General features: G+C 65.4%; 19 protein-coding genes. 5 read left to right on the forward strand and 14 right to left on the reverse strand.

The genetic code is table 11. The features are described from left to right. Positions 1-116: 116 nt before the first annotated feature. From ACSYS9_RS10845 to ACSYS9_RS10905, 13 genes are all read right to left on the reverse strand, one after another. Complete coding sequence (locus tag ACSYS9_RS10845; RefSeq protein WP_071229193.1) at positions 117-1,643, reverse strand: flagellin N-terminal helical domain-containing protein; 1,527 nt, start codon at positions 1,641-1,643, stop codon at positions 117-119. Between the two features lie 86 nt (positions 1,644-1,729). Beyond that, on the reverse strand, positions 1,730-2,938 hold the full coding sequence (gene flgL / locus ACSYS9_RS10850; protein ID WP_071229192.1) for a flagellar hook-associated protein FlgL: 1,209 nt from the start codon (positions 2,936-2,938) through the stop codon (positions 1,730-1,732). Then, positions 2,935-4,815, reverse strand: a complete 1,881-nt coding sequence (gene flgK, locus ACSYS9_RS10855) for a flagellar hook-associated protein FlgK (protein ID WP_071229191.1) — start codon at positions 4,813-4,815, stop codon at positions 2,935-2,937. Before flgK ends, flgL begins: the two co-directional genes overlap by 4 nt. 8 nt (positions 4,816-4,823) lie before the next feature. After that, a complete protein-coding gene (flgJ, locus tag ACSYS9_RS10860) occupies positions 4,824-6,023 on the reverse strand; it encodes a flagellar assembly peptidoglycan hydrolase FlgJ (protein WP_071229190.1) in 1,200 nt (399 codons plus the stop codon). Position 6,024: 1 nt separating this feature from the next. Next, positions 6,025-7,161, reverse strand: coding sequence for a flagellar basal body P-ring protein FlgI (locus ACSYS9_RS10865; protein WP_049421917.1), 1,137 nt, complete (start codon positions 7,159-7,161; stop codon positions 6,025-6,027). Positions 7,162-7,163: 2 nt separating this feature from the next. After that, on the reverse strand, positions 7,164-7,856 hold the full coding sequence (gene flgH, locus ACSYS9_RS10870; RefSeq protein ID WP_010485899.1) for a flagellar basal body L-ring protein FlgH: 693 nt from the start codon (positions 7,854-7,856) through the stop codon (positions 7,164-7,166). A 22-nt stretch (positions 7,857-7,878) separates the two neighbouring features. Continuing rightward, entirely contained in the window at positions 7,879-8,664 is a 786-nt protein-coding gene (gene flgG / locus ACSYS9_RS10875; RefSeq protein ID WP_005409571.1) for a flagellar basal-body rod protein FlgG, read from the reverse strand. 102 nt (positions 8,665-8,766) lie between these two features. Further along, on the reverse strand, positions 8,767-9,516 hold the full coding sequence (locus tag ACSYS9_RS10880; RefSeq protein ID WP_032127377.1) for a flagellar basal body rod protein FlgF: 750 nt from the start codon (positions 9,514-9,516) through the stop codon (positions 8,767-8,769). A 32-nt stretch (positions 9,517-9,548) separates the two neighbouring features. Then, positions 9,549-10,772 carry a flagellar hook protein FlgE gene (flgE, locus tag ACSYS9_RS10885; protein WP_071229189.1) on the reverse strand — a complete coding sequence of 408 codons (1,224 nt, stop codon included), beginning with the start codon at positions 10,770-10,772 and terminating at the stop codon, positions 9,549-9,551. 32 nt (positions 10,773-10,804) lie between these two features. Next, the gene (locus ACSYS9_RS10890; RefSeq protein WP_071229188.1) at positions 10,805-11,488 is read right to left on the reverse strand and encodes a flagellar hook assembly protein FlgD; all 684 of its coding nucleotides are present in this window, start codon (positions 11,486-11,488) and stop codon (positions 10,805-10,807) included. A gap of 23 nt (positions 11,489-11,511) precedes the next feature. Continuing rightward, a complete protein-coding gene (flgC, locus tag ACSYS9_RS10895; protein ID WP_010485892.1) occupies positions 11,512-11,919 on the reverse strand; it encodes a flagellar basal body rod protein FlgC in 408 nt (135 codons plus the stop codon). 3 nt (positions 11,920-11,922) lie between these two features. Next, positions 11,923-12,318, reverse strand: a complete 396-nt coding sequence (gene flgB / locus ACSYS9_RS10900) for a flagellar basal body rod protein FlgB (RefSeq protein ID WP_005409576.1) — start codon at positions 12,316-12,318, stop codon at positions 11,923-11,925. A gap of 137 nt (positions 12,319-12,455) precedes the next feature. Next, positions 12,456-13,400: a chemotaxis protein gene (locus tag ACSYS9_RS10905; RefSeq protein ID WP_032127374.1), complete on the reverse strand. Its 945-nt coding sequence runs from the start codon at positions 13,398-13,400 to the stop codon at positions 12,456-12,458. Between the two features lie 344 nt (positions 13,401-13,744). On the opposite strand from ACSYS9_RS10905, the gene ACSYS9_RS10910 reads away from it, so the two are divergent. The 5 genes from ACSYS9_RS10910 to ACSYS9_RS10930 all read left to right on the forward strand — a co-directional run bounded on the left by ACSYS9_RS10910 (position 13,745) and on the right by ACSYS9_RS10930 (position 17,480). Then, entirely contained in the window at positions 13,745-14,707 is a 963-nt protein-coding gene (locus ACSYS9_RS10910; RefSeq protein WP_132809226.1) for an IS110 family transposase, read from the forward strand. Positions 14,708-14,795: 88 nt separating this feature from the next. Beyond that, the gene (gene flgA, locus ACSYS9_RS10915; protein ID WP_071229602.1) at positions 14,796-15,452 is read left to right on the forward strand and encodes a flagellar basal body P-ring formation chaperone FlgA; all 657 of its coding nucleotides are present in this window, start codon (positions 14,796-14,798) and stop codon (positions 15,450-15,452) included. Between the two features lie 75 nt (positions 15,453-15,527). Then, positions 15,528-15,833 (forward strand): flagellar biosynthesis anti-sigma factor FlgM, encoded by a 306-nt coding sequence (gene flgM, locus ACSYS9_RS10920; RefSeq protein WP_049421929.1) that lies wholly within the window; start codon positions 15,528-15,530, stop codon positions 15,831-15,833. Beyond that, positions 15,830-16,168, forward strand: a complete 339-nt coding sequence (locus ACSYS9_RS10925) for a flagella protein (protein WP_049399388.1) — start codon at positions 15,830-15,832, stop codon at positions 16,166-16,168. The genes flgM and ACSYS9_RS10925 overlap by 4 nt, the downstream gene beginning before the upstream one ends. Positions 16,169-16,259: 91 nt before the next feature. Then, complete coding sequence (locus ACSYS9_RS10930; RefSeq protein WP_019337422.1) at positions 16,260-17,480, forward strand: ATP-binding protein; 1,221 nt, start codon at positions 16,260-16,262, stop codon at positions 17,478-17,480. A gap of 409 nt (positions 17,481-17,889) precedes the next feature. On the opposite strand, the gene ACSYS9_RS10935 is transcribed toward ACSYS9_RS10930, so the two are convergent. Beyond that, positions 17,890-19,662 carry an EAL domain-containing protein gene (locus ACSYS9_RS10935; RefSeq protein WP_032127372.1) on the reverse strand — a complete coding sequence of 591 codons (1,773 nt, stop codon included), beginning with the start codon at positions 19,660-19,662 and terminating at the stop codon, positions 17,890-17,892. Position 19,663 lies beyond the last annotated feature (1 nt).

Consider the following 19,663-nt stretch of genomic DNA (forward strand, 5'->3'; position numbering starts at 1 on the left):
TAACGGCACTACCCCTCCGGCCTTTAGCGGAGTTTCGATCCTTTTTTCTCTGGTCAAACGAAAAGGCCCCGCCATCTGCATGGCGGGGCCCGGCTCCAGCTCGAGTGGTGCAGGTATTACGACTGCAGCAGGCGCAGTACGTTCTGCGGTACCTGGTTGGCCTGGGCCAGCATGGCCGTGCCAGCCTGCTGCAGGATCTGGCCACGGGTCAGCTCGGCGGTTTCCTGTGCGTAGTCAACGTCGCGGATGCGGCTGCGTGCTGCGGACAGGTTCTCCGAATTGGTGTTCAGGTTGGCGATGGTCGAGGTGAAGCGGTTCTGGATCGCGCCGAGGTCGGCGCGGGCGGAATTGACGGACTGCAGTGCCGCATCCATGGCGAGGATGGCGTTGTCGGCGTTGGCCTGGTTGGAGATATCCAGTTCGGCGAAGCCAACTTGCGCAACGCCAGCCGCAAAGTTTGAGGTAGTGCCTGCGGTCAGGCCGGTCTGCTGCGCCAATGCAGTCTTGGCTGCGGCCTGGTCGGTGCCAATTGCGCCGACGGTGAAGTTCGCGTCCTTCGACGTGAGCTGCAGTGTTCCATCCACGAGAGAGGCACTTACACCGGTTTCGTGGGTCTTGGCGTTGATCGCGTTGACCATTTGCGTCGCACGCTCTGCGGCGGTCTTGGCGTTGTCCAGATCAATGGTGACGGGCTGGCCCGGCGCACCGTTCACCGTGCCGGTGATGGTGAAGCTGGTCTTGGCATAGCTGGCTGCCTTGGCTTCGGTGCCAGTGAAGGTTCCGGCAATCGGGCCGGGGAAGCCACCACCGGTCTGGGTGATGACCAGGTTGGAACCATCCGCCTTGCTGAACTTGAGGTCAGCGCCAACTGCTGAGCCGGTGACGGTGATGCCAGCTTTCTTCAGTTCATCTGCTTTCTCGGTCAACTTCGCATCAACGTCAGCGGCGGCAACAGCGTCAGTAGCTTCGTCAACAATCGTGACGCCGGCAACGGTGAGCTTGTAGGCAGTGCCAGCGGCCACGGGTGCAAAGGTACCTGCAGCGCCGGATTCGGACTTGACAGCTTTGATGGCACCGCCATCGGGCGTGACGCCCTGTGCTGACGCGTTCGTCGAAGCACTCGTCCAGCTGCCCAGCTTGTGCACATTCGCATTGGTGATCTGCGAGATGTTGATGGTCTGGCCCTGGTCGGCGCCGATCTGGAAGGCCTGGTTGGTGAAGCTGCCGTCCAGCAGGCTGGTGCCGTTGAAGTTGGTCTGCTCGGCAACACGCTGGATTTCCTGCTTCAGCAGCTGCACTTCGGCGTTCAGCGCCTGGCGGTCCGAGGCCGAGTTGGTTGCACTGCGGGCCTGAACGGCCAGTTCGCGGATGCGCTGCAGGTTGTTGCCAACTTCGCCCAGTGCGCCTTCAGCGGTCTGTGCCAGCGAGATGCCGTCGTTGGCGTTGCGCGCGGCCTGGTTGATGCCACGGATCTGGGTGGTGAAACGCTCGGAGATCGCCAGACCGGCGGCGTCGTCCTTGGCACTGTTGATGCGCATGCCCGAGGACAGGCGCTGGATCGAGGTGGCCAGCGAGCTGCTGCTGGTGGACAGGTTGCGCTGAGCATTCAGCGACATGGTGTTGGTGTTGATGATCTGTGCCATGGTGCTTCTCCGTGGTTGCTCGGTTGTTTCGGTGTGGAAGGCGCGGGACGCGCCGTGCTGGAAGACGGATGGAACGGGGAAAGGGACTAGCGGATCTTGTTGAACAGGGACATCGCCTGCATCTGGCTGAAGATCGTCTGGGCGGCTTGAAGGGCGGCGGTCTCCAGCTTGTATTGGCCGATGGCATCGGCGTAATCGAGGTCGCGCATCGTCGAGAGCGTGCTCTTGACGGTGACGGCAGTGGCTTCGCGGGCGCTGGCCGCGGTATCGATGGCGGCCAGCTGGGCGCCGCCCTTGGCGCGGGCGTCGATCATCGTTTCCGAGGCCCTGTTGAGGTCGCGTATGCTGGACTGCAGCGTGTTCTGCAGCGCCGTGCGCTGGCTTTCGGTGGACGGGTCGGTTTCCAGTGCGGCGACCAGTTTGTCCAGGGTGGAGAAGATGTCGCGGCTACCCGCGTCGCTGACGTTGAACTGATCACCGGCGGCTGGCTTGCCCTCGATGCGCATGCGCACGCCGGCAACGACAATGTCCTCGCCGGGTTTGTGGGTTCCGCTGCCGACCACCGTGCCGGTGCCATCAACCACCTCATAGGCACCTTCGGCAGTGCCGGTGAAGCGGACATTGAGCGTGCCGCCGGCCCAGCTGCCGCTGCCGTCACGGCTGACTGAGGTCAACAGGCCACTGCCGGTGTTGCCGGCGGCCGCGCTGGCATCCACACGGCCATCGCCGGTGGGGATGCGCATGAAGATCTCGCTGCCGGGCAGGGCGTCGGAGACCAGTTGGCCCGGTGCCACCTCCACCTGCCGCTGGTTCTGGTCACCGCTGTAGGTCACGGTGCCGCCGCTTCGCTGGAACGGGGCGTCAGCGTCGTTGCTGCCACCGAACAGGTAGCGTCCGCTGCCATCCCTGGAATTGGCCAGCGACAGCAGGCTTTCCTGGATGGTCTTCAGCTCGCTGACGATGGCCTTGAGGTCACTGGCCTTGGGCACCGGACTGTTGGCCTGGATACTCAACTCCACGGCGCGCGACATGAGCTCATTGACCTGAGCCAAGGCGTTTTCCTGCAGGCCCAGGCGGTTCTGCACGCTGTTGGCGTTCTTGCCGAGCTGCTCGAGCCCGGCCACGACACGGTCCAGGCCAACGGCCGTACCTGCAGCGACCGGGTCGTCCTTGGCGGAGGTGATCTTGCTGCCAGTCGCGATCTGCTGCTCGAGGTGGCTGATTTTCGACTGCTTGGCGAGCATCAGCGACACGGACTGGTTGAACATCATCCCGGTGGAAATTCGGCTGCTCATCGACGGACGGCTCCCAGGATGGTCTGGAACATGTTGTCGGCGGTGGAGATCAGCTGTGAGGCGGCCTGATAGGCCTGCTGCAACCGCAGCATGTCGGCTGCTTCCTCATCCAGGTTGACGCCGGAGATCTCGTCTCGGGCTGCCTGCGCCTTGTCCGTGATGACCTGCTGCGCGTCCAGCGAGTACTCGGCCGAACGTGCCGCCGCGCCGACCTGCGTGGTCAACCCCCCCAGCGCACCGTTGAGGGTGACGGTGCCGCCGTTGAACGCCTTGGCGTCCTCGACCTTGGCCAGCTTTGCCGCGTTGCTGTTGTCCGACGAGCCTGCCGGAGTAGGGCTGATATTGAAGGTGTCGCCGACCTTCGGTGCACCGTCCAGCACGAAGCTCCAGCCATTGGCGCTGATGGTCTGGCCCGGTGTGTAGGTCTGCGGCGGCCCACCGTTGATGGTGTAGGTGGTCGCCGACGTGAACACGATTGAGGCAGGATCGCGCAGGTTCGGATTGGATACATCGCTGACGGTGACTCCGGTCAGCTTCCCGGTGCCGGTGTTGGCCAGTGCAGCCGTACCCTTGACCGCTGCCGCTGCGGCGATGTGGGAGGGATCGGTGATGGCGGTTTCCAGGCTTCCGGCGACGCCCGCGGTCGGCTGCAGGAGGAAACGGTCGTTGGTGGCCGGGGTGCCGCCGACCACCAGCTTGACGCCATTGATCACCAGCGGATCGGCGGTCGTGCCGGTACCGGTCAACGCAACGGTGGCGCCAGTGTCGGCGCGGGTGGCCTGCCACTGGGTGCCGTCGAACTTGAGGACGATGTTCTGTGCCTCCAGCTTGGACAGGTCACCATAGGTCGCAGTGAGGCTGCCGGTACCGGTATTGCTCGCGTTGGGCGTGACGCGTGGGTTGCCGATGGTGAAGAAGTCGCCGCCCATCTTGCCGTACAGGTCCACGCCCTGGTGGTGCGCCTGGTTGAAGCTCTCGGCCAGGCCGACGGCGAGCTTGCCCAGTTCGGCCTGGGCCGGTGTCAGCACGGTATCGCGGAACTCGAGCATGCCGCCGATCTTTCCGCCCACTGCCTTGGGATCGAGCGTGATCGTGTTGCCCTGGGTTTCCAGCGCCAGTTGCAGGCGTTCGGGCTGGTATGGATCGGTCACCGTAGTGACCTTGGACGCGGTCGTGCCCACCACCAGCGCATTGCCGCCTGCGGTATAGACGTTCATCACGCCGCCATCCTGGACGACGGCAGTGCCACCGGTGTAACCGATCAGCTGCGAGATCAGCTGGTCGCGACGGTCGAGCAGGTCCGGCGCCGCGTTGGCCACGTTGCTGCCAATGGCGCCGTTGATCTGCGCAATCTCCTGCGCCAGGCGATTGACTTCCGTGGCGCCGGCAATGAGCCCGTTGTTGACCTCGCTGCTCAGGTTGTTCATCTGCGTGTTGAGCTGCACGAAGCGGCTCGCCAGGGCCTTGCCGCCATCGAGCAGGCTCTGCCGGTCGGCCGTGCCGGCCGCGTTGGACGAAAGGCCACTGACGGCGTCGAAGAAGTTGGACCAGGAGCCGGCGACATTCGTGGCCGGGTCCGAGAACAGGGCATTCACCCGGTCGGCCATGCCCGAAAGCTGCTTCAGGCGTGCCAGCTCGCCGCTGCTGTCGAGCAGGCGCGAGATGGCCAGCTGGTCGGCAGCACGGCGGATATCGGTGATGCGGGTGCCGCTGCCAACGTCCCCAAAGCCGTAGTTCTGCGGATCAGACGTGGCGAAGTCGACCTTCTGCCGGCTGTAGCCAGGGGTGTTGATGTTGGCGACGTTGTGGCTGGTGGTCGCCAACGCACGCTGGAAGGCGAGCAGGGCACCAGTACCGGTGGAAAGTACGCTGGACATGGGGTTCCTCAACGACGAGTGATACCCAGCGCCGCGGTTGCGGTGCTGGCGAAGGTCTGGCCAAGGCGCGAGCCGGCATCGGCCACGGCACTGACGGCGCGCTCGATGGTCGGGCCGCCGGCGATCGCGGCGATCTTGGCCGCGTAACGCGGATCGGTGGCGTAGCCGGCGCGCTGCAGGCCGCGGGCGAAGCCCTGCACGTCGGTGCCGGCCTGCAGGGCCTGCTGGTAACGCGGGCTGGTCTTCAGCAGGCGCACGTAGTCGGCGAAGCTCTCGGCCGGCGAACTGTAGGCGCGGAAGCTGGCGGTCTCGTTGCGGCGCACGCCATCGACATATTCGTGCGTGCCGGCCACGGCGCGCTGGCCGTTCCAGCCATTGGCCTTGATGCCGAACAGGTTGTGCGAAGTGCTGCCGTCGGCATGCTTGATGTGGCGCTTGCCCCAGCCGGTTTCCAGCGCCGCCTGGGCGACCAGGGCGCGGGCATCCACGCCCAGTTCCTTGGCTGCACTCTGCGCGTGCTGCCAGATGCTGGCAACGAAGCCTTCCGGGGTGTGCTCGCCCAGCTGGGCGACGGCGGTGCGGGTAGCCATCGCATCGGCCGGACTGATCGCGGTGCCGCGGTTGCTGACGGTGGCCGACCACTGGTCGCTGTTGGCGGCCCAGTCCTCGCCCTGCAGGCTGCCGATGTACGGATCCTCGGTGCCCAACGAGCGGTGCATGCTGCTGCTCTCGCGGCCGGCGATCAGGTCCAGGGCCTGTTCCATCGGTGCGACCGCCGCCTGCGCACCGTGCTGTGCACCGGCGGCCATCTGCTGCAGCAGGCGCACGGCCTGGCTGCCGTCTTCCAGCGGCAGCGACGGTGCCGGCTTGGCCGGTGCATTGAGCTGGTAGGCACGACTGGCCTTGGCCGGGTCCACGCGGGTATCCAGCGCCGGGCCGTCGGCGGCCTGGCCGGACAGCTGCCGGCTGATCATGCCCGACAGGCCCAGGCCCTTGCCGCGGGTCATTGCCTCGGCAATCTTCTGGTCGTACATCTCGCGGAACATCTTGTTTTCGCCGGGGAACAGCGAGTCGCCGAAGCTGGCGTCACGCATGCTCTTGACCAGCATCTGTGCGAACTGGCCTTCCAGCTGGCGCGCGACCTTGTCGATCTTGGCCGGATCGTTCTGTTGCGCCGGGTGCAGATCGAATGCGGGATTGATACGCATATCAGATCACCTCGAGCTCGGCACTCAGTGCGCCGGCCTGCTTCAGGGCTTCCAGGATCGCGATGAGATCGCCTGGTGCTGCGCCCACGGCGTTCACTGCGTGCACGATCTCGTCCAGGGTGGTGCCGCCGCTGAACTTGAACATGCGGCTGCCGTCGTTGGTGGCGGTGATGGTCGACTGCGGGCTGGCCACGGTGCGGCCGCCGGACAGCGCATTGGGCTGGCTGACGTTGGTGTTTTCCTGGATGGTCACGGTCAGCGAACCATGCGAGATCGCCGCAGGTCCCACGCGCACCTGCTGGCCGATGACCACGGTGCCGGTACGCGAATTGACCACCACCTTGGCCGGGGCGCTGCCGGGGGTCAGTTCCAGGTTCTCGATTCGCGCCAGCAGGCCGATGCGTGCGCCCGGATCGGTCGGCGCGGTAACCGCTACGGTCACGCCGTCGACCGCACGCGCGGCACCTTCGCCGAAGGCGTTGTTGAGCGCGGCAACCATGCGCGAGACCGTGGTGAAGTCGTTGTTGTGCAGATTCAGGGTGATGTCGCCGCCGTTGGCCAGCGGGTCGGGCAGGGCGCGTTCAACGGTGGCACCGTTGGGAATGCGGCCGACGCTGGGCACGTTCACCGAGACACGGGAACCATCCTTGCCCTGCGCACCAAAGCCGCCGACGATCAGGTTGCCCTGGGCGATGGCATAGATCTGGCCGTCAGCACCGCGCAGCGGCGCCATCAGCAGCGAACCGCCGCGCAGCGAGACCGCGTTGCCGATCGAGGACACGGTGATGTCGATCGGCTGGCCCGGCTTGGCGAACGGCGGCAGTTCGGCGTGGATCGCCACGGCGGCCACGTTCTTCAGCTGCGGGTTGACGTTCGGCGGCACGTTGACGCCCAGTTCGCCGAGCAGGTTCTTCAGGCTCTGCACGGTGAAGGGTGCCTGGCTGGTGCGGTCGCCGCTGCCATCCAGGCCGACCACCAGGCCATAACCCACCAGCGCATTGCCGCGCACGCCGCCGACCTGGGCCAGGTCCTTGATGCGCTCGGCGCTGGCCGGGGCAGCCACGACCAGCAGCATCAGCGCAACGAACGACGCCATGCGTCGCTGCCAGGAAGAAGAGGAGAAGAGTTTCATGGCCATACTCAGAACGGCGTCAGGCCGGAGTTGAAGAAGCGGCTCAGCCAGCCCATCGCGTTGGACTGCGCGACGGGACCGCGGCCGCCGTAGACGATGCGGGCCTCGGCCACGCGGCTGGACGGAATGGTGTTGTCCTGGCTGATGTCGCCCGGGCGCACGATGCCCTGCACCTGCACCAGTTCATCGCCCTGGTTCAGGCGCAGGTTCTTCTGACCCTGCACCACCAGGTTGCCGTTGGGCAGGCGCTGCACCACGGTGACGGTGACGCTGCCCTGCAGGCGGTTGCTCTGCGCGCTGTTGCCCTTGCCGGTGAAGTCACGCGCGCCCTTGGCCGTGGCACTCAGGATGTCCTTGCCGCCGAGGGTGACCGGAGCACCGAGAATGGACGGCGTTCCCAGGCTCAGGTTCGATTCCTTGTTGGTGGCCGTGTTGGCGCTGGTCTGCGCGGTGGTGTTTTCCAGCAGGGTGATGGTCAACAGGTCGCCAACATCGCGCGCGCGCCGGTCCGAATACAGCTGCAGGGTCGGGCCGGCAGCGTAGATCGCGCCGGCGGTCGGCTGTGCCTGCGGCGGCATGATCGGCTGGATCGGTGCCATCGTCGGGTAGGGGCGCACGTCGCCCGCGATCACGCAGCCACCGAGCAGGGCGGCCACGGCGCAGGCGAGGGCAGTGCGGGCGAAGTTGGAAATGGGCGACATGGCGGTTTCCCGGTTTGGCCGGTCAGAGCTTGTTGTTGAGATAACCGAGCATCGAGTCGGTGGTGGAGATCGCCTTGGCGTTCATCTCGTAGGCGCGCTGGGTTTCGATCATCGACACCAGCTCTTCCACCACGTTGACGTTGCTGCCTTCCAGCGCGCCCTGCACCACAGTGCCGAGGCCGTTGAGGCCGGGGTTGCCGTTCTGTGCCGGGCCGGACGCAGTGGTCTCCAGGAACAGGTTCTCGCCACGTGCCTGCAGGCCAGCGGGATTGACGAAGTCGGTCAGGGTCAGTGCGCCGACTTCCACCGAGGCGGCGCCGTCGGCCATCTTCACGCTGATGGTGCCATCGGTGCCGATGGTCACCGACTGCGCGCCTTCGGGAATCTGGATGCCCGGCTGCACCGGGTAGCCGCTGTTGGTGACCAGCTCGCTGTCCTGGTTGATCTTGAACGAGCCATCACGGGTGTAGGCCGAGCTGCCATCAGGCATCTGAACTTCGAAGAAGCCGCGGCCATTGACCATCACGTCCAGGGCGCGGCCGGTCTGCTGCTGGCCACCCTGTTCAAAGTTCTTGGCTGTGGCGACCACGCGCACGCCGGTACCCAGCTGCAGGCCGGTGGGCAGCTGCGTCTGCGCCGACGAGGAGCCGCCGGGCTGCCGTACCTGCTGGTACAGCAGGTCTTCAAAACTGGCACGGTCCTGCTTGAAGCCGGTGGTGTTGGTGTTGGCGAGGTTGTTGGAAACCACCGACATGCGCATCTGCTGCGCATCCAGTCCGGTTTTCGCGATCCACAATGCCTGGTTCATCTTCGATGTCCTGTCTGCTGAAGCCGGCCGCGCGGTGCGGCCCTTGTATGCGGGTGTGCAAGCGGTGTGCCAGCGCCGGCATCAACCGGCGCCGGAATTCCGTCAGCTGCCCAGGCGCAGCATGCTGTTGGCGCTGCGCGCGTTTTCGTCGCCGTGCTTGATCACCTGCACCTGCATTTCGTACTGGCGCTGCAGCTGGATCATCTGCACCAGCGCGCCAGCGGCATCCACGTTGCTGCCTTCCAGCTGGCCGCTGTGCACGGCCGTGCCCTGTGCCGGTGCGAACGGCTGTAGCGGGTCGGTGTTGCGGAACAGGCCATCGAGGCCACGCTCCAGGCGTTCATCCGGTGCCTGTACCACTTTGATGCGACCGATCTGCGCCATGGTCTGCGGACCTTCGCCCTGCGGGATGATCGAGAGCGTGCCGTCGGCACCGATCTCCATCGCCTGATAGGGCGGAATGGCGATCGGGTTGTTGTTGTCATCCAGTACCGGGCGGCCGCTGGAGGTCACCAGCTGGCCGTTCGGCGTCACCGACAACGCTGCGCCGCGCGTGTACGCCTCGCTGCCGTCACTGGACTGCACGGCCAGCCAGGTGCCGGTCTGCAGGGACAGGTCCAGCGGTTTGCCGGTGATGTGCTGCGAACCGGGCGTGCGGTTGAATCCGGCGTCGACATGCAGCGCATCCACCCGCGAGGCAAAGCCCGGGCCACGGATCGGGAAGGCTTCGGTGTTGGCCAGCGCTTCCTTGAAGCCGGGGGTGTCGGAGTTGGCGAGGTTGTGGCTGAGCGTACCCTGCGCCTGCAGGGAGGCGCGGGCACCGGTCATCGCCACGTAAAGGGCTTTATCCATGCGGGGAGTTCCGTGACGGGGTCAGCAGGTCATCAACGGATGTTGATGACGGTCTGGGTGATCTGGTCCTGCGTGGTGATCATCTGCGCGTTGGCCTGGAAGTTGCGCTGCGCGGTGATCATGTTGACCAGCTGCTCGGTGAGGTCGACGGTGGACGCTTCCAGCGAACCGGCCTGGATCTTGCCGAGGTTGGAGGTGTCCGGCATGCCGGTGCGCGGCGTGCCCGATTCGAAGGTCTCCACCCACAGGTTGTTGCCCTTCTGCTCCAGACCCTGCGTGTTGTTGAACGTGGTCAGTGCGACCTGGCCCAGCGGCTTGTCGTCGCCATTGGAATATCGGGCGTAGACCACGCCGGTTTCCGACACGGTGATCTCGTTGAGCTTGCCGGCGGCATAGCCGTCCTGCTGGGTGTTGCGCAGCGCGAACTTCTCGCCGTACTGGGTCGAGCCGCTGATATCCAGCGTCATGTTCAGCTGGCCCGCGCCGGTGGTCGGGGTGAAGGTGCCGAGGCTGACCTTGCCGTTGGCCGGATTGATCAGCTTGCCGCTGTTGTCGAAGGCGACCGCGGTCGGGGTACCGGCCGGTTGGCCGTCCACATAGTTGTGAACGGTCCACTCGTTTGGATTTGCGCCCTTCACGAAGTACGAGACCTGGATATGGCTGACGCCCAGCGAGTCGTACACGGTGATGCCGCCGCTGGAGTGATTGTAGCTGTTGGAGTCGGTTGGGTCGAAATTGGTGACCGTCGGTTGCTTGGCGTTGGCGGGCAGGGTGAAACCGACCTTCACTTCGCTGGTCTGCTTCGGCGCGCTGTCGGTAGTCAGCAGCTGCAGGTCCACCAGGCGGCCGGCATCGAAGTTGGTGCCATCGGCGTTCGGCGCGAACACCTGCAGGCGAGCGCCCTGCGGGTTGATCACATAGCCGGCGGAATCTGTCTGGAAGTTGCCGGCACGCGAGTACACGCGCGAGCCGTTCATGTTCATGGTGAAGAAGCCCTCACCGGAGATCGCCATGTCCAGGCTGCGGCCGGTCTGCTCGTTGTGGCCCTGGATGAACTGTTGGGCCACGTTGGAAACACGCACGCCCGAGCCGGTCTGGTTCTTCGACAGGCCGTAGCTGGTGGAGGCGAACAGGTCAGCGAACTCGGCGCGTGATTGCTTGAAGCCGGCGGTATTGACGTTGGCGACGTTGTTGGCGGTGACGCTCAGGTCGGTATTGGCGGCATTGATGCCGGACAGGGAGACGTTGAAGCCCATGGGATGCTCCTGGTAGATGCGGAATGTGCGGCTCAGCTGACGCGGAGCACGTAGTCGATCGGGGCCGTGCCCAGGCCCTTGAGATTCAGGTACAGGCCGTCGGAGCCGACGGTCACGCTCTCCACCGGGGCCTGCACGAAGGTGGACAGCTTGGTGCTCTTGCCGGCGGTGTCGACGTGGTTGGCGACGATGGAGTACTTGCCCGGTTCCATGCGCTTGCCGTTGGCGTCCTTGCCGTCCCACTGAAACGCGGTTTCGCCAGCGGCCTTGGCTTCTACGCTCAGCGAGGTGATCTTGGTGCCGTTGGCATCGGTGATGTCGACGGTCACGATGCCGGCCGAGGGCGCAGCCACCGTGCCTTCGACGCTGCCTTCCTTTTCCAGTACCAGCTTTTCCGACGGCACCAGTACCTGGTGGCCAACCAGAGCGGCACCGCGCAGCACCTGGTCGCTGGCCATCGATTCCTGGAAACCCTTCACCGTCTTGTTCAGATCGGTGATGCCCTGCACGGTGGACATCTGCGCCATCTGCGCAACCATCTGCGTGTTGTCCATCGGCTTCAGCGGATCCTGGTGCTGCAGCTGCTCGGTCATCAGGCGCAGGAAATCGGCCTGGTCCAGCGTGTTCTTCTTCTTGGTGGCATTGCTGTTCGGGGCGTTCAGGCCGAGCGCGGCGTAGACGTCCTGGTTGGTCTGGTTGTTGACGGCGGTGGTCATGGTGGTATCCGGTGCTACGGGCCTCAGCGGCCCATGGTCAAGGTCGCCAGGGCCAGTTCCTTGGCGGTGGTCAGCATCTCCACGCCAGCCTGGTAATTGCGCGAAGTCGAGATCAGGTTGACCATCTGCGCCACCGGATCGACGTCGGGCTGGTAGATGTAGCCATCGCCGTCGGCCAGCGGATGGCCGGGCTCGTAGCGCTTGATCGGCGCTGCCTCGCTCTGGGTGATCTCCTTGACCTTCACCGACGTGATGTTCGGATCGTTCTTGCTGGTCACTGCCTGGAAGATCGGTTCCAGCGGCTTGTACACGGCATCGGCGGAACCGGCGACGGTGTCGGCGTTGGAGAGGTTGGAGGCGATGGTGCTCATGCGCACCGACTGCGCCTGCAGCGCGGAGCCGGCGATATCGAAGATCGGCAGGTTGCTCATGGCTTATTGCCCCGTGATCGCGGTCAGCATGGAACGCACCTTGCTCTCGACGAAGCTGAGCGAGGCGCGGTATTCGAGTGCGGCGCGGCCATAGGCGGCACGCTCGGCATCGGGATCGACGGTGTTGCCGTCCAGGCTGGGCTGCACGCCTTCGCGCGCGATCTGGAACGGGTTCAGGCCACTACTGATCTCGTAGTGCTGCTCGTGGGTGGTGGCCATCAGGCCATTGGCATCCTGCCCCTGGGCGTGGCGCAGGGCGGCATCGAAGTCCAGATCCTGGGCCTTGTAGCCGGGAGTGTCGGCATTGCCGAGGTTGCTGGCGATCAGCTTCATCCGCTGTTCGCGCAACGGCATGGCCTGGGCGTGGACGCCCAGGTAGTCGGTAATCAGGTTGCGCACGGTGCACTCCCACAGGAACGTTGCCCGGGAAGCTGCAAGGGGTGTGCCAGATTCGAGAGGGTGGTGCCGGTCGCTGGCCGGCTTCCCGGATTGTCTGTGGTTGCCGGCCAGCGGCCGGCACTACCGGATCAGAGGCCTCAGGCCGCCATCGCGACCTTGCGCAGGCGGTCCAGCACGAAGTCGGCCAGTTCGTGCGGCGAGTACTTGGCGACGAAGGCGTTGGCGCCGACGCGCTCGACCATCGCATTGTTGAATACGCCCGACAGCGAGGTATGAAGCAGGACGTAAAGGCCGGCCAGGCCCGGATGGCGCCGGATTTCCGTCGTCAGCGTATAGCCGTCCATGGCCGGCATTTCGATGTCCGAGATGACCATGGCGTAGCGCTCGGCGGGGTTCTCGCCCGAGGCCTGGATCTGCAGCAAGTGGTCCAGCGCCTGCTTGCCGTCGGAAAGCAGGGTGGCGCCCACCCCAAGCTGGTCCAGCACGCTGCGGATCTGTTGGCGGGCTACACGAGAGTCGTCCACCACCAGCACCTGCAGCTGCGGGCCGTCGGCGGGCATTGCCATCGCCGGGTCGAGTACTGCTTCACCGCGTACCTGGGCGATATCGGCCAGCACGCTTTCAACGTCGATCACCTGGATCAACTCGCCCTGGAAGCGCGTCACCGCCGTCAGATAGCTCGATTCGGCGCCCAGTTCCGGTGGCGGGTGGATGTCTTCCACCGCGATGTTGACGATGCGCTCCACGCCGCTGACCAGGAAGCCCTGGATCGAGCGGTTGAACTCGGTCACGACCAGGTAGCCGGGCGAAGTGTCCGCATCGGGCTCACGCTCGGGGTGGCCGATGGCCAGGCCCAGGTCCAGCACCGGCACCGAGCGGCCACGGACGTCGGCCACACCGGCGAACTGGCTGGGCAGTCCGGGCACCTGGAACAGCTCCGGGCGGCGCAGGACTTCCTGCACCTTGAAGACATTGACGCCAAAAAGCTGACGTCCGCCGAGGCGGAACAGCAGCAGCGCCAGGCGATTGTGGCCGGCCAGTCGGGTCCGCTGGTCGATCCGGTTGAGCAGGTCATGGGACATGGCTGCTGTATCGGCGGGGTGGGCGCCGAACTTGAGCGCTTTTGTAGAGTCGCGCCATGCTCGACCCTGCCTCTGTAGAGTCGAGCTTGCTCGACTGGTCACGAAGCAGTCGAGCAAGCTTGTATGTTCCTCCCGGCTCCTACGAGGTATGTAGGAGCCAGGGTGGAGGGACCGTCAAGCATGCATCTGCGGATACTAGCCGACAGACGAGTCGAGCGATCCCCATCCCGCACACGAACGTCGATAAAGGATCGTACGGCCCCCAAAGGGGATCGTCGATGTAGGCAAGCTAACGTCGGTGCGGTACCACCCCAGCCCCTTAAAGATAGCTGGGAGCCGTACAAATGTCTGATTCTCTCGATATTGGCGTGGACGTGGACTCCAAGGAGTTCGTACCGGCAGTGGCCGACCGCAAGGCCGGCGACAGGATCGCCAACACCCGGGCCGGCATAGCCCAGTGGCTCAACACCTTGCCCCAGCGATGCCGGATTGGCATGGAGGCGACGGGGCGATACTACGAGTTGTTGGCTCGGATGGCTGGCCAGGCAGGCCACGTTGTCTATGTGATCAATCCACGTCTGATCAAGCACTACGGCCGGGCGACGGGCTCGCGTGGCAAGACGGACGCCATGGACGCCGAAGCGATCGCCCGGTACGTGAAGAAGGAGAACGATCGCCTGCGTGAATACGTACCGCGTACCGATGAGCAGCAGCAGATGCACGATTTGCTGCGCAAGCGGCAGACGCTGGTAAAGACACGCGCGCGCCTGGAGCAATCCTTCGGGGTAAGCAAAAGTGCCCCCGGGGAGCTGTCAGATCTGTTCTGCGCTCTGGCTGGGACGCTGTCCGAGCTGGAAAGCGAACTGCAGCGCTTGGGTCGCGATGGAGAGCATGGCACGCTCTACAAGCGCCTGTTGACCATCCCTGGTATCGGCCCCGCCGTCGCCGCTCACCTGATCTACTACATGACGCGCTGGCCGTTGGCCAACGCCAACGCGTGGATCGCCTGCACGGGCCTGGATCCCCGGCCCAACGAGTCTGGCGGCAGAACGGGACGGCGTCGGCTGTCCAAACAGGGCGCGCCAGTGCTGCGCCAGATGCTCTACATGGCCGCCATGGGGCTCAAGCGGTGTCGCCAGGGGCAACCGCTCTACGACGAGCTGTCAAAACGCGGTCACCCCAGCACCGCCGTCTTCAACATCCTGGCCAGAAAGCTGGCCAGGATCGCCTGGGGTGTCTTCAAAAGCGGCCGGGACTTCGATCCGGCCATGCTGAAGGTGGGTCAAGCCTGCTTCCAGCAGGCTTGACCACGAACATAGGATCTCGACTCTACACAAGCCCCTCTGGCACACCCCTTGCACGGACCTGGGCCAGATCCCATCGACAGGAGGCGCCATGCGCCGGGTCACATCGCTCTTCGCCATCGCGCTGGCCCTGGCCTCGCCGTGGGCGGTTGCCGCCGACTGGCAGCCGGTGGCCAGTATCCGCACCGCCGCGTTGTCGACGCTGCCGGCCGGCAGCGAGGGCGAGGCCCAGGTGGCCGATGCGCTGCGCTTGCCCAGGTGTGGTGGCGCGCTACAGGTGCAGCCCACCGCCAACACCACGGTTGAAGTCAGCTGCCCGGATGCCGGCGGGTGGCGCCTGTTCGTGCCAGTAAAGGTGCGGCGCAACCAGACCGTGCTGGTGCTCAACCGCGGAATCGGTACTGGAGAAACCCTCACCGCCGCCGATATCACCACTGCCCAGCGTGATGCCGCCCGGATTGCCGGTGCGGTGCTGGCCGATCCGAATGCAGCGATCGGCCGCATCGCCCGCCGTCCGTTGCAGGCCGGAGCCCTGCTGTCGAACAACGATCTGGTGGTGCAGCGTCTCATCAAGCGAGGAGACAGTGTGGCCCTGGTTTCGCGTCGCGGCTCGGTCGAGGTCCGTATTGCAGGCCGTGCGATGGGCGATGCCGGTGAAAACGAACGGGTCTCGGTGGAGAACCTGTCCTCGCGGCGGATCGTGCAGGGCACGGTCGATGCCGCCGGTGACGTAATCGTGGCGCGTTGATTTACCGCAAAATATCCCTAAAGATCACGGCCCTGCGGCCGTTATCCCTTGTGAACGGCAATTCCAGGACACCCCATGAGCCAGAAAATCGACGGCAACCTGCAGGTCCCCCAGGCACTGCGCAGCGTGACGACCCCGGCCAACAAGCCCGGCGTCAGCACGGATGCGGCGACGCGCCCGGTCGAAGCGGCCGACAGCCTACGCCTGACCGGCGAGGCCACCAATCTGCAGGCCATCGAGCGTGAGCTGACCACCGCCCCGGCAATCGACGCCCAGCGTGTGGCCGCAGTGCGCGAGTCGCTGCAGAACGGCACCTACAAGATCAATCCGGACGCGATCGCATCGCGCATGCTTGAGCTGGATCAGCAGCTGCACGGATGACCGCGCCGATGAGCGAACAACTGCAGCGGCTGGCCCAGGCGCTTGACGTTGAACGTCAGGCGCTGGTCGATCATGACGTACACGCGCTGATCCGGGCGACCGGTGCCAAGCTGGAGGCGCTGCGTGCACTGGAAGGCACGCCGCCGCTTGGTGAGGGGGATCACCTCCAGGAACTGGCCGAACGCAACCGAGCCAATGGCGTGCTGCTGTCGCGCCGGCGCCGCGAGGTCGATTGGGCGCTGCGCCAGCTCGGGCGTACCGAGGCCTCCTCCTCCTATGATGCCAAGGGCCAGTCGCATACGGTCACTGCGCGGCGCCCACTCGCCATCGCCTGACGCGACGGCGGTCGCACATCCCACCCCCGCGGGCTGAAGCCCGCCGCACGACCGCGTATATTGGGCGCCTGTTCGAATGCCCCGAGTCGCCGTGTCCGCTGCCAACGCCCTGGTTACCGCCCCCCTTCCGCCGCAGCCGGTGCTGCAGGCGCTGCTTGAGCGCCTGCGCGAAGGGCTGCTGCTGTTCACCGAAGACGGGCAGGTGGCCTTGGCCAACCCGGCCGCGCAGAACCTGCTGGCCAGCGGTGAGGGCGGCGGTCTGCCGCCGCCGCAGCGCCTGCGTGAACTGCTGCCGCCTGATGCATTGGAGCAGGCGCGCCAGCATGGTCACTGGAACGGCAGCCTGCCGCTGGGCGAGGGCGTGGTCATCGCCCATCTGTATCACCACGGCCCGGTCGGCCAGGGACACTTCCTGGCGTTGTTCCGCCATATCGAAGGCCAGGAAGACTACGAACGCGAATTGCAGCAGCGTCATGCAGAGCTGCGGCAGGCCTACCTGCGCCTCAACGGTACCCAGGAAAAACTGCTGCAGTCGGAGAAAATGGCCTCGATCGGCCAGCTCGCCGCAGGCGTCGCGCACGAGATCAACAACCCGATCGGCTACGTGCACTCCAACCTGGGCAGCCTGCAGGAGTACCTGCGCAGCCTGTTCACCGTGATCGAAGCCTACGAGCGCGCATTGCGGGCGCCGGACCCGAAGGCGCTGATCCCGGAGATCGACGATATCCGTGACCGCCTGGACATCGATTTCATCAGCCGCGACCTGCCGCAGCTGATGGCCGAGTCGCGCGAAGGCATCGAGCGGGTGACGCGCATCGTGCGTGATCTGAAGGACTTCTCGTATTCCGGCCGAGACGAGTCGTGGAAGCTGGTCGACCTGCACGCGGGCCTGGAATCGACCATCAACATCATCTGGAACGAGCTGAAGTACAAGGTCACCCTGGTGCGGGAGTTCGGCCAGTTGCCGTTGGTGGAGTGCCTGCCGTCGGAATTGAACCAGGTCTACATGAACCTGCTGCTCAACGCCGGCCACGCCATCGCCGAGCGCGGCACGATCACGGTGCGTACCGGCGTCGATGGCGATCACGTGTGGGTCGAGTTTGAAGACACCGGCGGTGGCATCTCGCCGGAACTGCGCCAGCGCATCTTCGATCCGTTCTTCACCACCAAGCCGGTGGGCAGCGGTACCGGCCTGGGCCTGTCGATCTCCTACAGCATCATCAACAAGCACCACGGCCGCATCGACCTGGACAGCACCCCGGGCGTGGGTTCGCGTTTCCGCGTGGTGCTGCCGGTGAAGCAGCCGCGCTGACTGCTCAGGGTAGTGCCGGCCGCTGGCCGGCAACCTCATTGAACTGGGCATCGAGAGCAGCCGGCCAGCGGCCGGCTCTACCAGGGCTTGTCCCCGACCGGGTTCGCGCTTCGGGTAGTGCCGGTCGCTGGCCGGCAACCTCATTGAACCCGACATCCAGAGCAGCCGGCCAGCGGCCGGCTCTACCAGGGCTTGTCCCCGACCTGGATTCGCGCTTCGGGTAGTGCCGGCCGCTGGCCGGCAACCTCATTGAACTGGGCATCGAGAGCAGCCGGCCAGCGGCCGGCTCTACCAGGGCTTGTCCCCGACCGGGTTCGCGCTTCGGGTAGTGCCGGTCGCTGGCCGGCAACCTCATTGAACCCGACATCCAGAGCAGCCGGCCAGCGGCCGGCGCTACCAGAGGGGATCGTTACCGCAATGGGCGATCCTCACCGCCATCTCCGCTTTCCACCGGCGCCGGACCGGCGTTGCTGCGGCGCTGTTCCTCATAGGTGCGGAACGCCTGGTGGATGTGCTTGCGCAGCTCGTCGTCGTTCCACGGCTTGGTCAGGAAGCGATAGATCGCACCGCGGTTGATCGCGTCGGTCACGGTGTTCAGATCGGTGTAACCGGACAGCACCAGGCGGATCGTGTCCGGGTACAGCATCTTCACCCGGCCCAGGAACTCGGTGCCGCTCATGTCGCTCATGCGCTGGTCGGACAGGATCACCTGCACGTCATTGATTGCCAGCAGGTCGAACGCATCGCGCACGTTGCCGGCGGCCAGGATGCGGTAGCCGTCGCGACGAAACAGACGCACCAGCGAGCGCAGTACGTTCTCTTCGTCGTCCAGCAGCAGCAGCGTGCGGTCCGGACGGGTCTCGGCAAAGGCTTCCGGACGCAGGTAGCGGCGGCGCAGGGTCATGCCGGCGGCATCGGCCGACATCGGTTCGCCGAACAGATAGCCCTGGAACACATCGCAGTCGTTGCGGCGCAGGAAGCCCAGCTGGGCCTGCGATTCCACACCGTTGGCGATCACGGTCATGCCCAGCTGATGGCCCATGGCGATGATCGCGCGGGCGATGGCCGCCTCACGGTTGCCGGCCGGTGCGCTCTTGATGAAGCTGCGATCGATCTTCAGCTTGTCCACCGGGTAGCGGACCAGTGCACTCAGGCTGGAATCGCCGGTGCCGAAATTGTCCAGGCTCAGGCTGATGCCTTCGTTGCGCAGATTGGCCAGCGTCTCGTGCACGAAGTTGACGTTGTTGGTCAGCGCGCTTTCGTTGATCTCCAGCGTCAGCATCTGTGCCGGCACGCCCGCGGCCTGGATCAGGCCCATGACTTCAGCGAAGAAGTTGGGCCGCAGCAGCTGCAGGGTGGAGACATTCACCGCGATGGTGAAGTCGTCGAAGCCCTGGTCGCGCCACAGGCGGGCCTGCTTCAGTGCGCCTTCCAGCACCCAGGTGCCGATCTGCACGATGATGCCCAGCCGCTCGGCGGTGCGCATGAAGCGCTCCGGCACCAGCATGCCCAGCGTCGGCGACTGCCAGCGCAGCAGCGCTTCCATGCCGACCACGTGGCCATCGCGGGCGCTGACCAGCGGCTGGTAACGCAGTTTCAGTTCTCCGTTGGGAATGGCGTCCACGATCTGGCGGGCGATGATGCTTTCGCTGTGCGCGCTCGGTGGCGTATCCACGGCGTGGATGCGCACCGCGTTGCCGCCTTCGCGGGCCGCCTGGTACAGCGCATCCTCGGCATGATCGAGCAGGCGCGAGGTGCTGCTGGCATGGTCCGGACACAGGCTGACGCCCAGCTTGCCGGTCATGAACAAGGTGTACGGCAACACCGACAGTGGAAGTTCCATCTGCTGGCGGATCTCCTCTGCGAAGTCCTCCGGCAATGGCACGTCGGCGGTGCGTGGCACTGCGATCAGGAACTCATCGCTGCCGTGGCGCCACAGCTTGCCGCGACCACGCAGGTAGGACTGCAACCGCTGCGCCACCAGCACCAGGGCCTGGTCACCCACCTCGGCGCTCATGTTTTCGTTGACCGAGGCGAAGTGGTCGATGTCCACGTGCATCAACATCAGTGCGGTGCCGCCCGAGGCCGCCTCGGCGACCATCGCCTGCAGCTCGGGGTTGCCGGCGCCAAGGCGGTCAGGCGCATCATCGATGCTGACCGGGGGCTGGTTGGGATTCCACATA

Origin of the sequence: Stenotrophomonas sp. STK17_22, from assembly GCF_051983905.1 — a bacterium.
GTDB classification, from domain to species: Bacteria; Pseudomonadota; Gammaproteobacteria; order Xanthomonadales; family Xanthomonadaceae; genus Stenotrophomonas; species Stenotrophomonas maltophilia_A.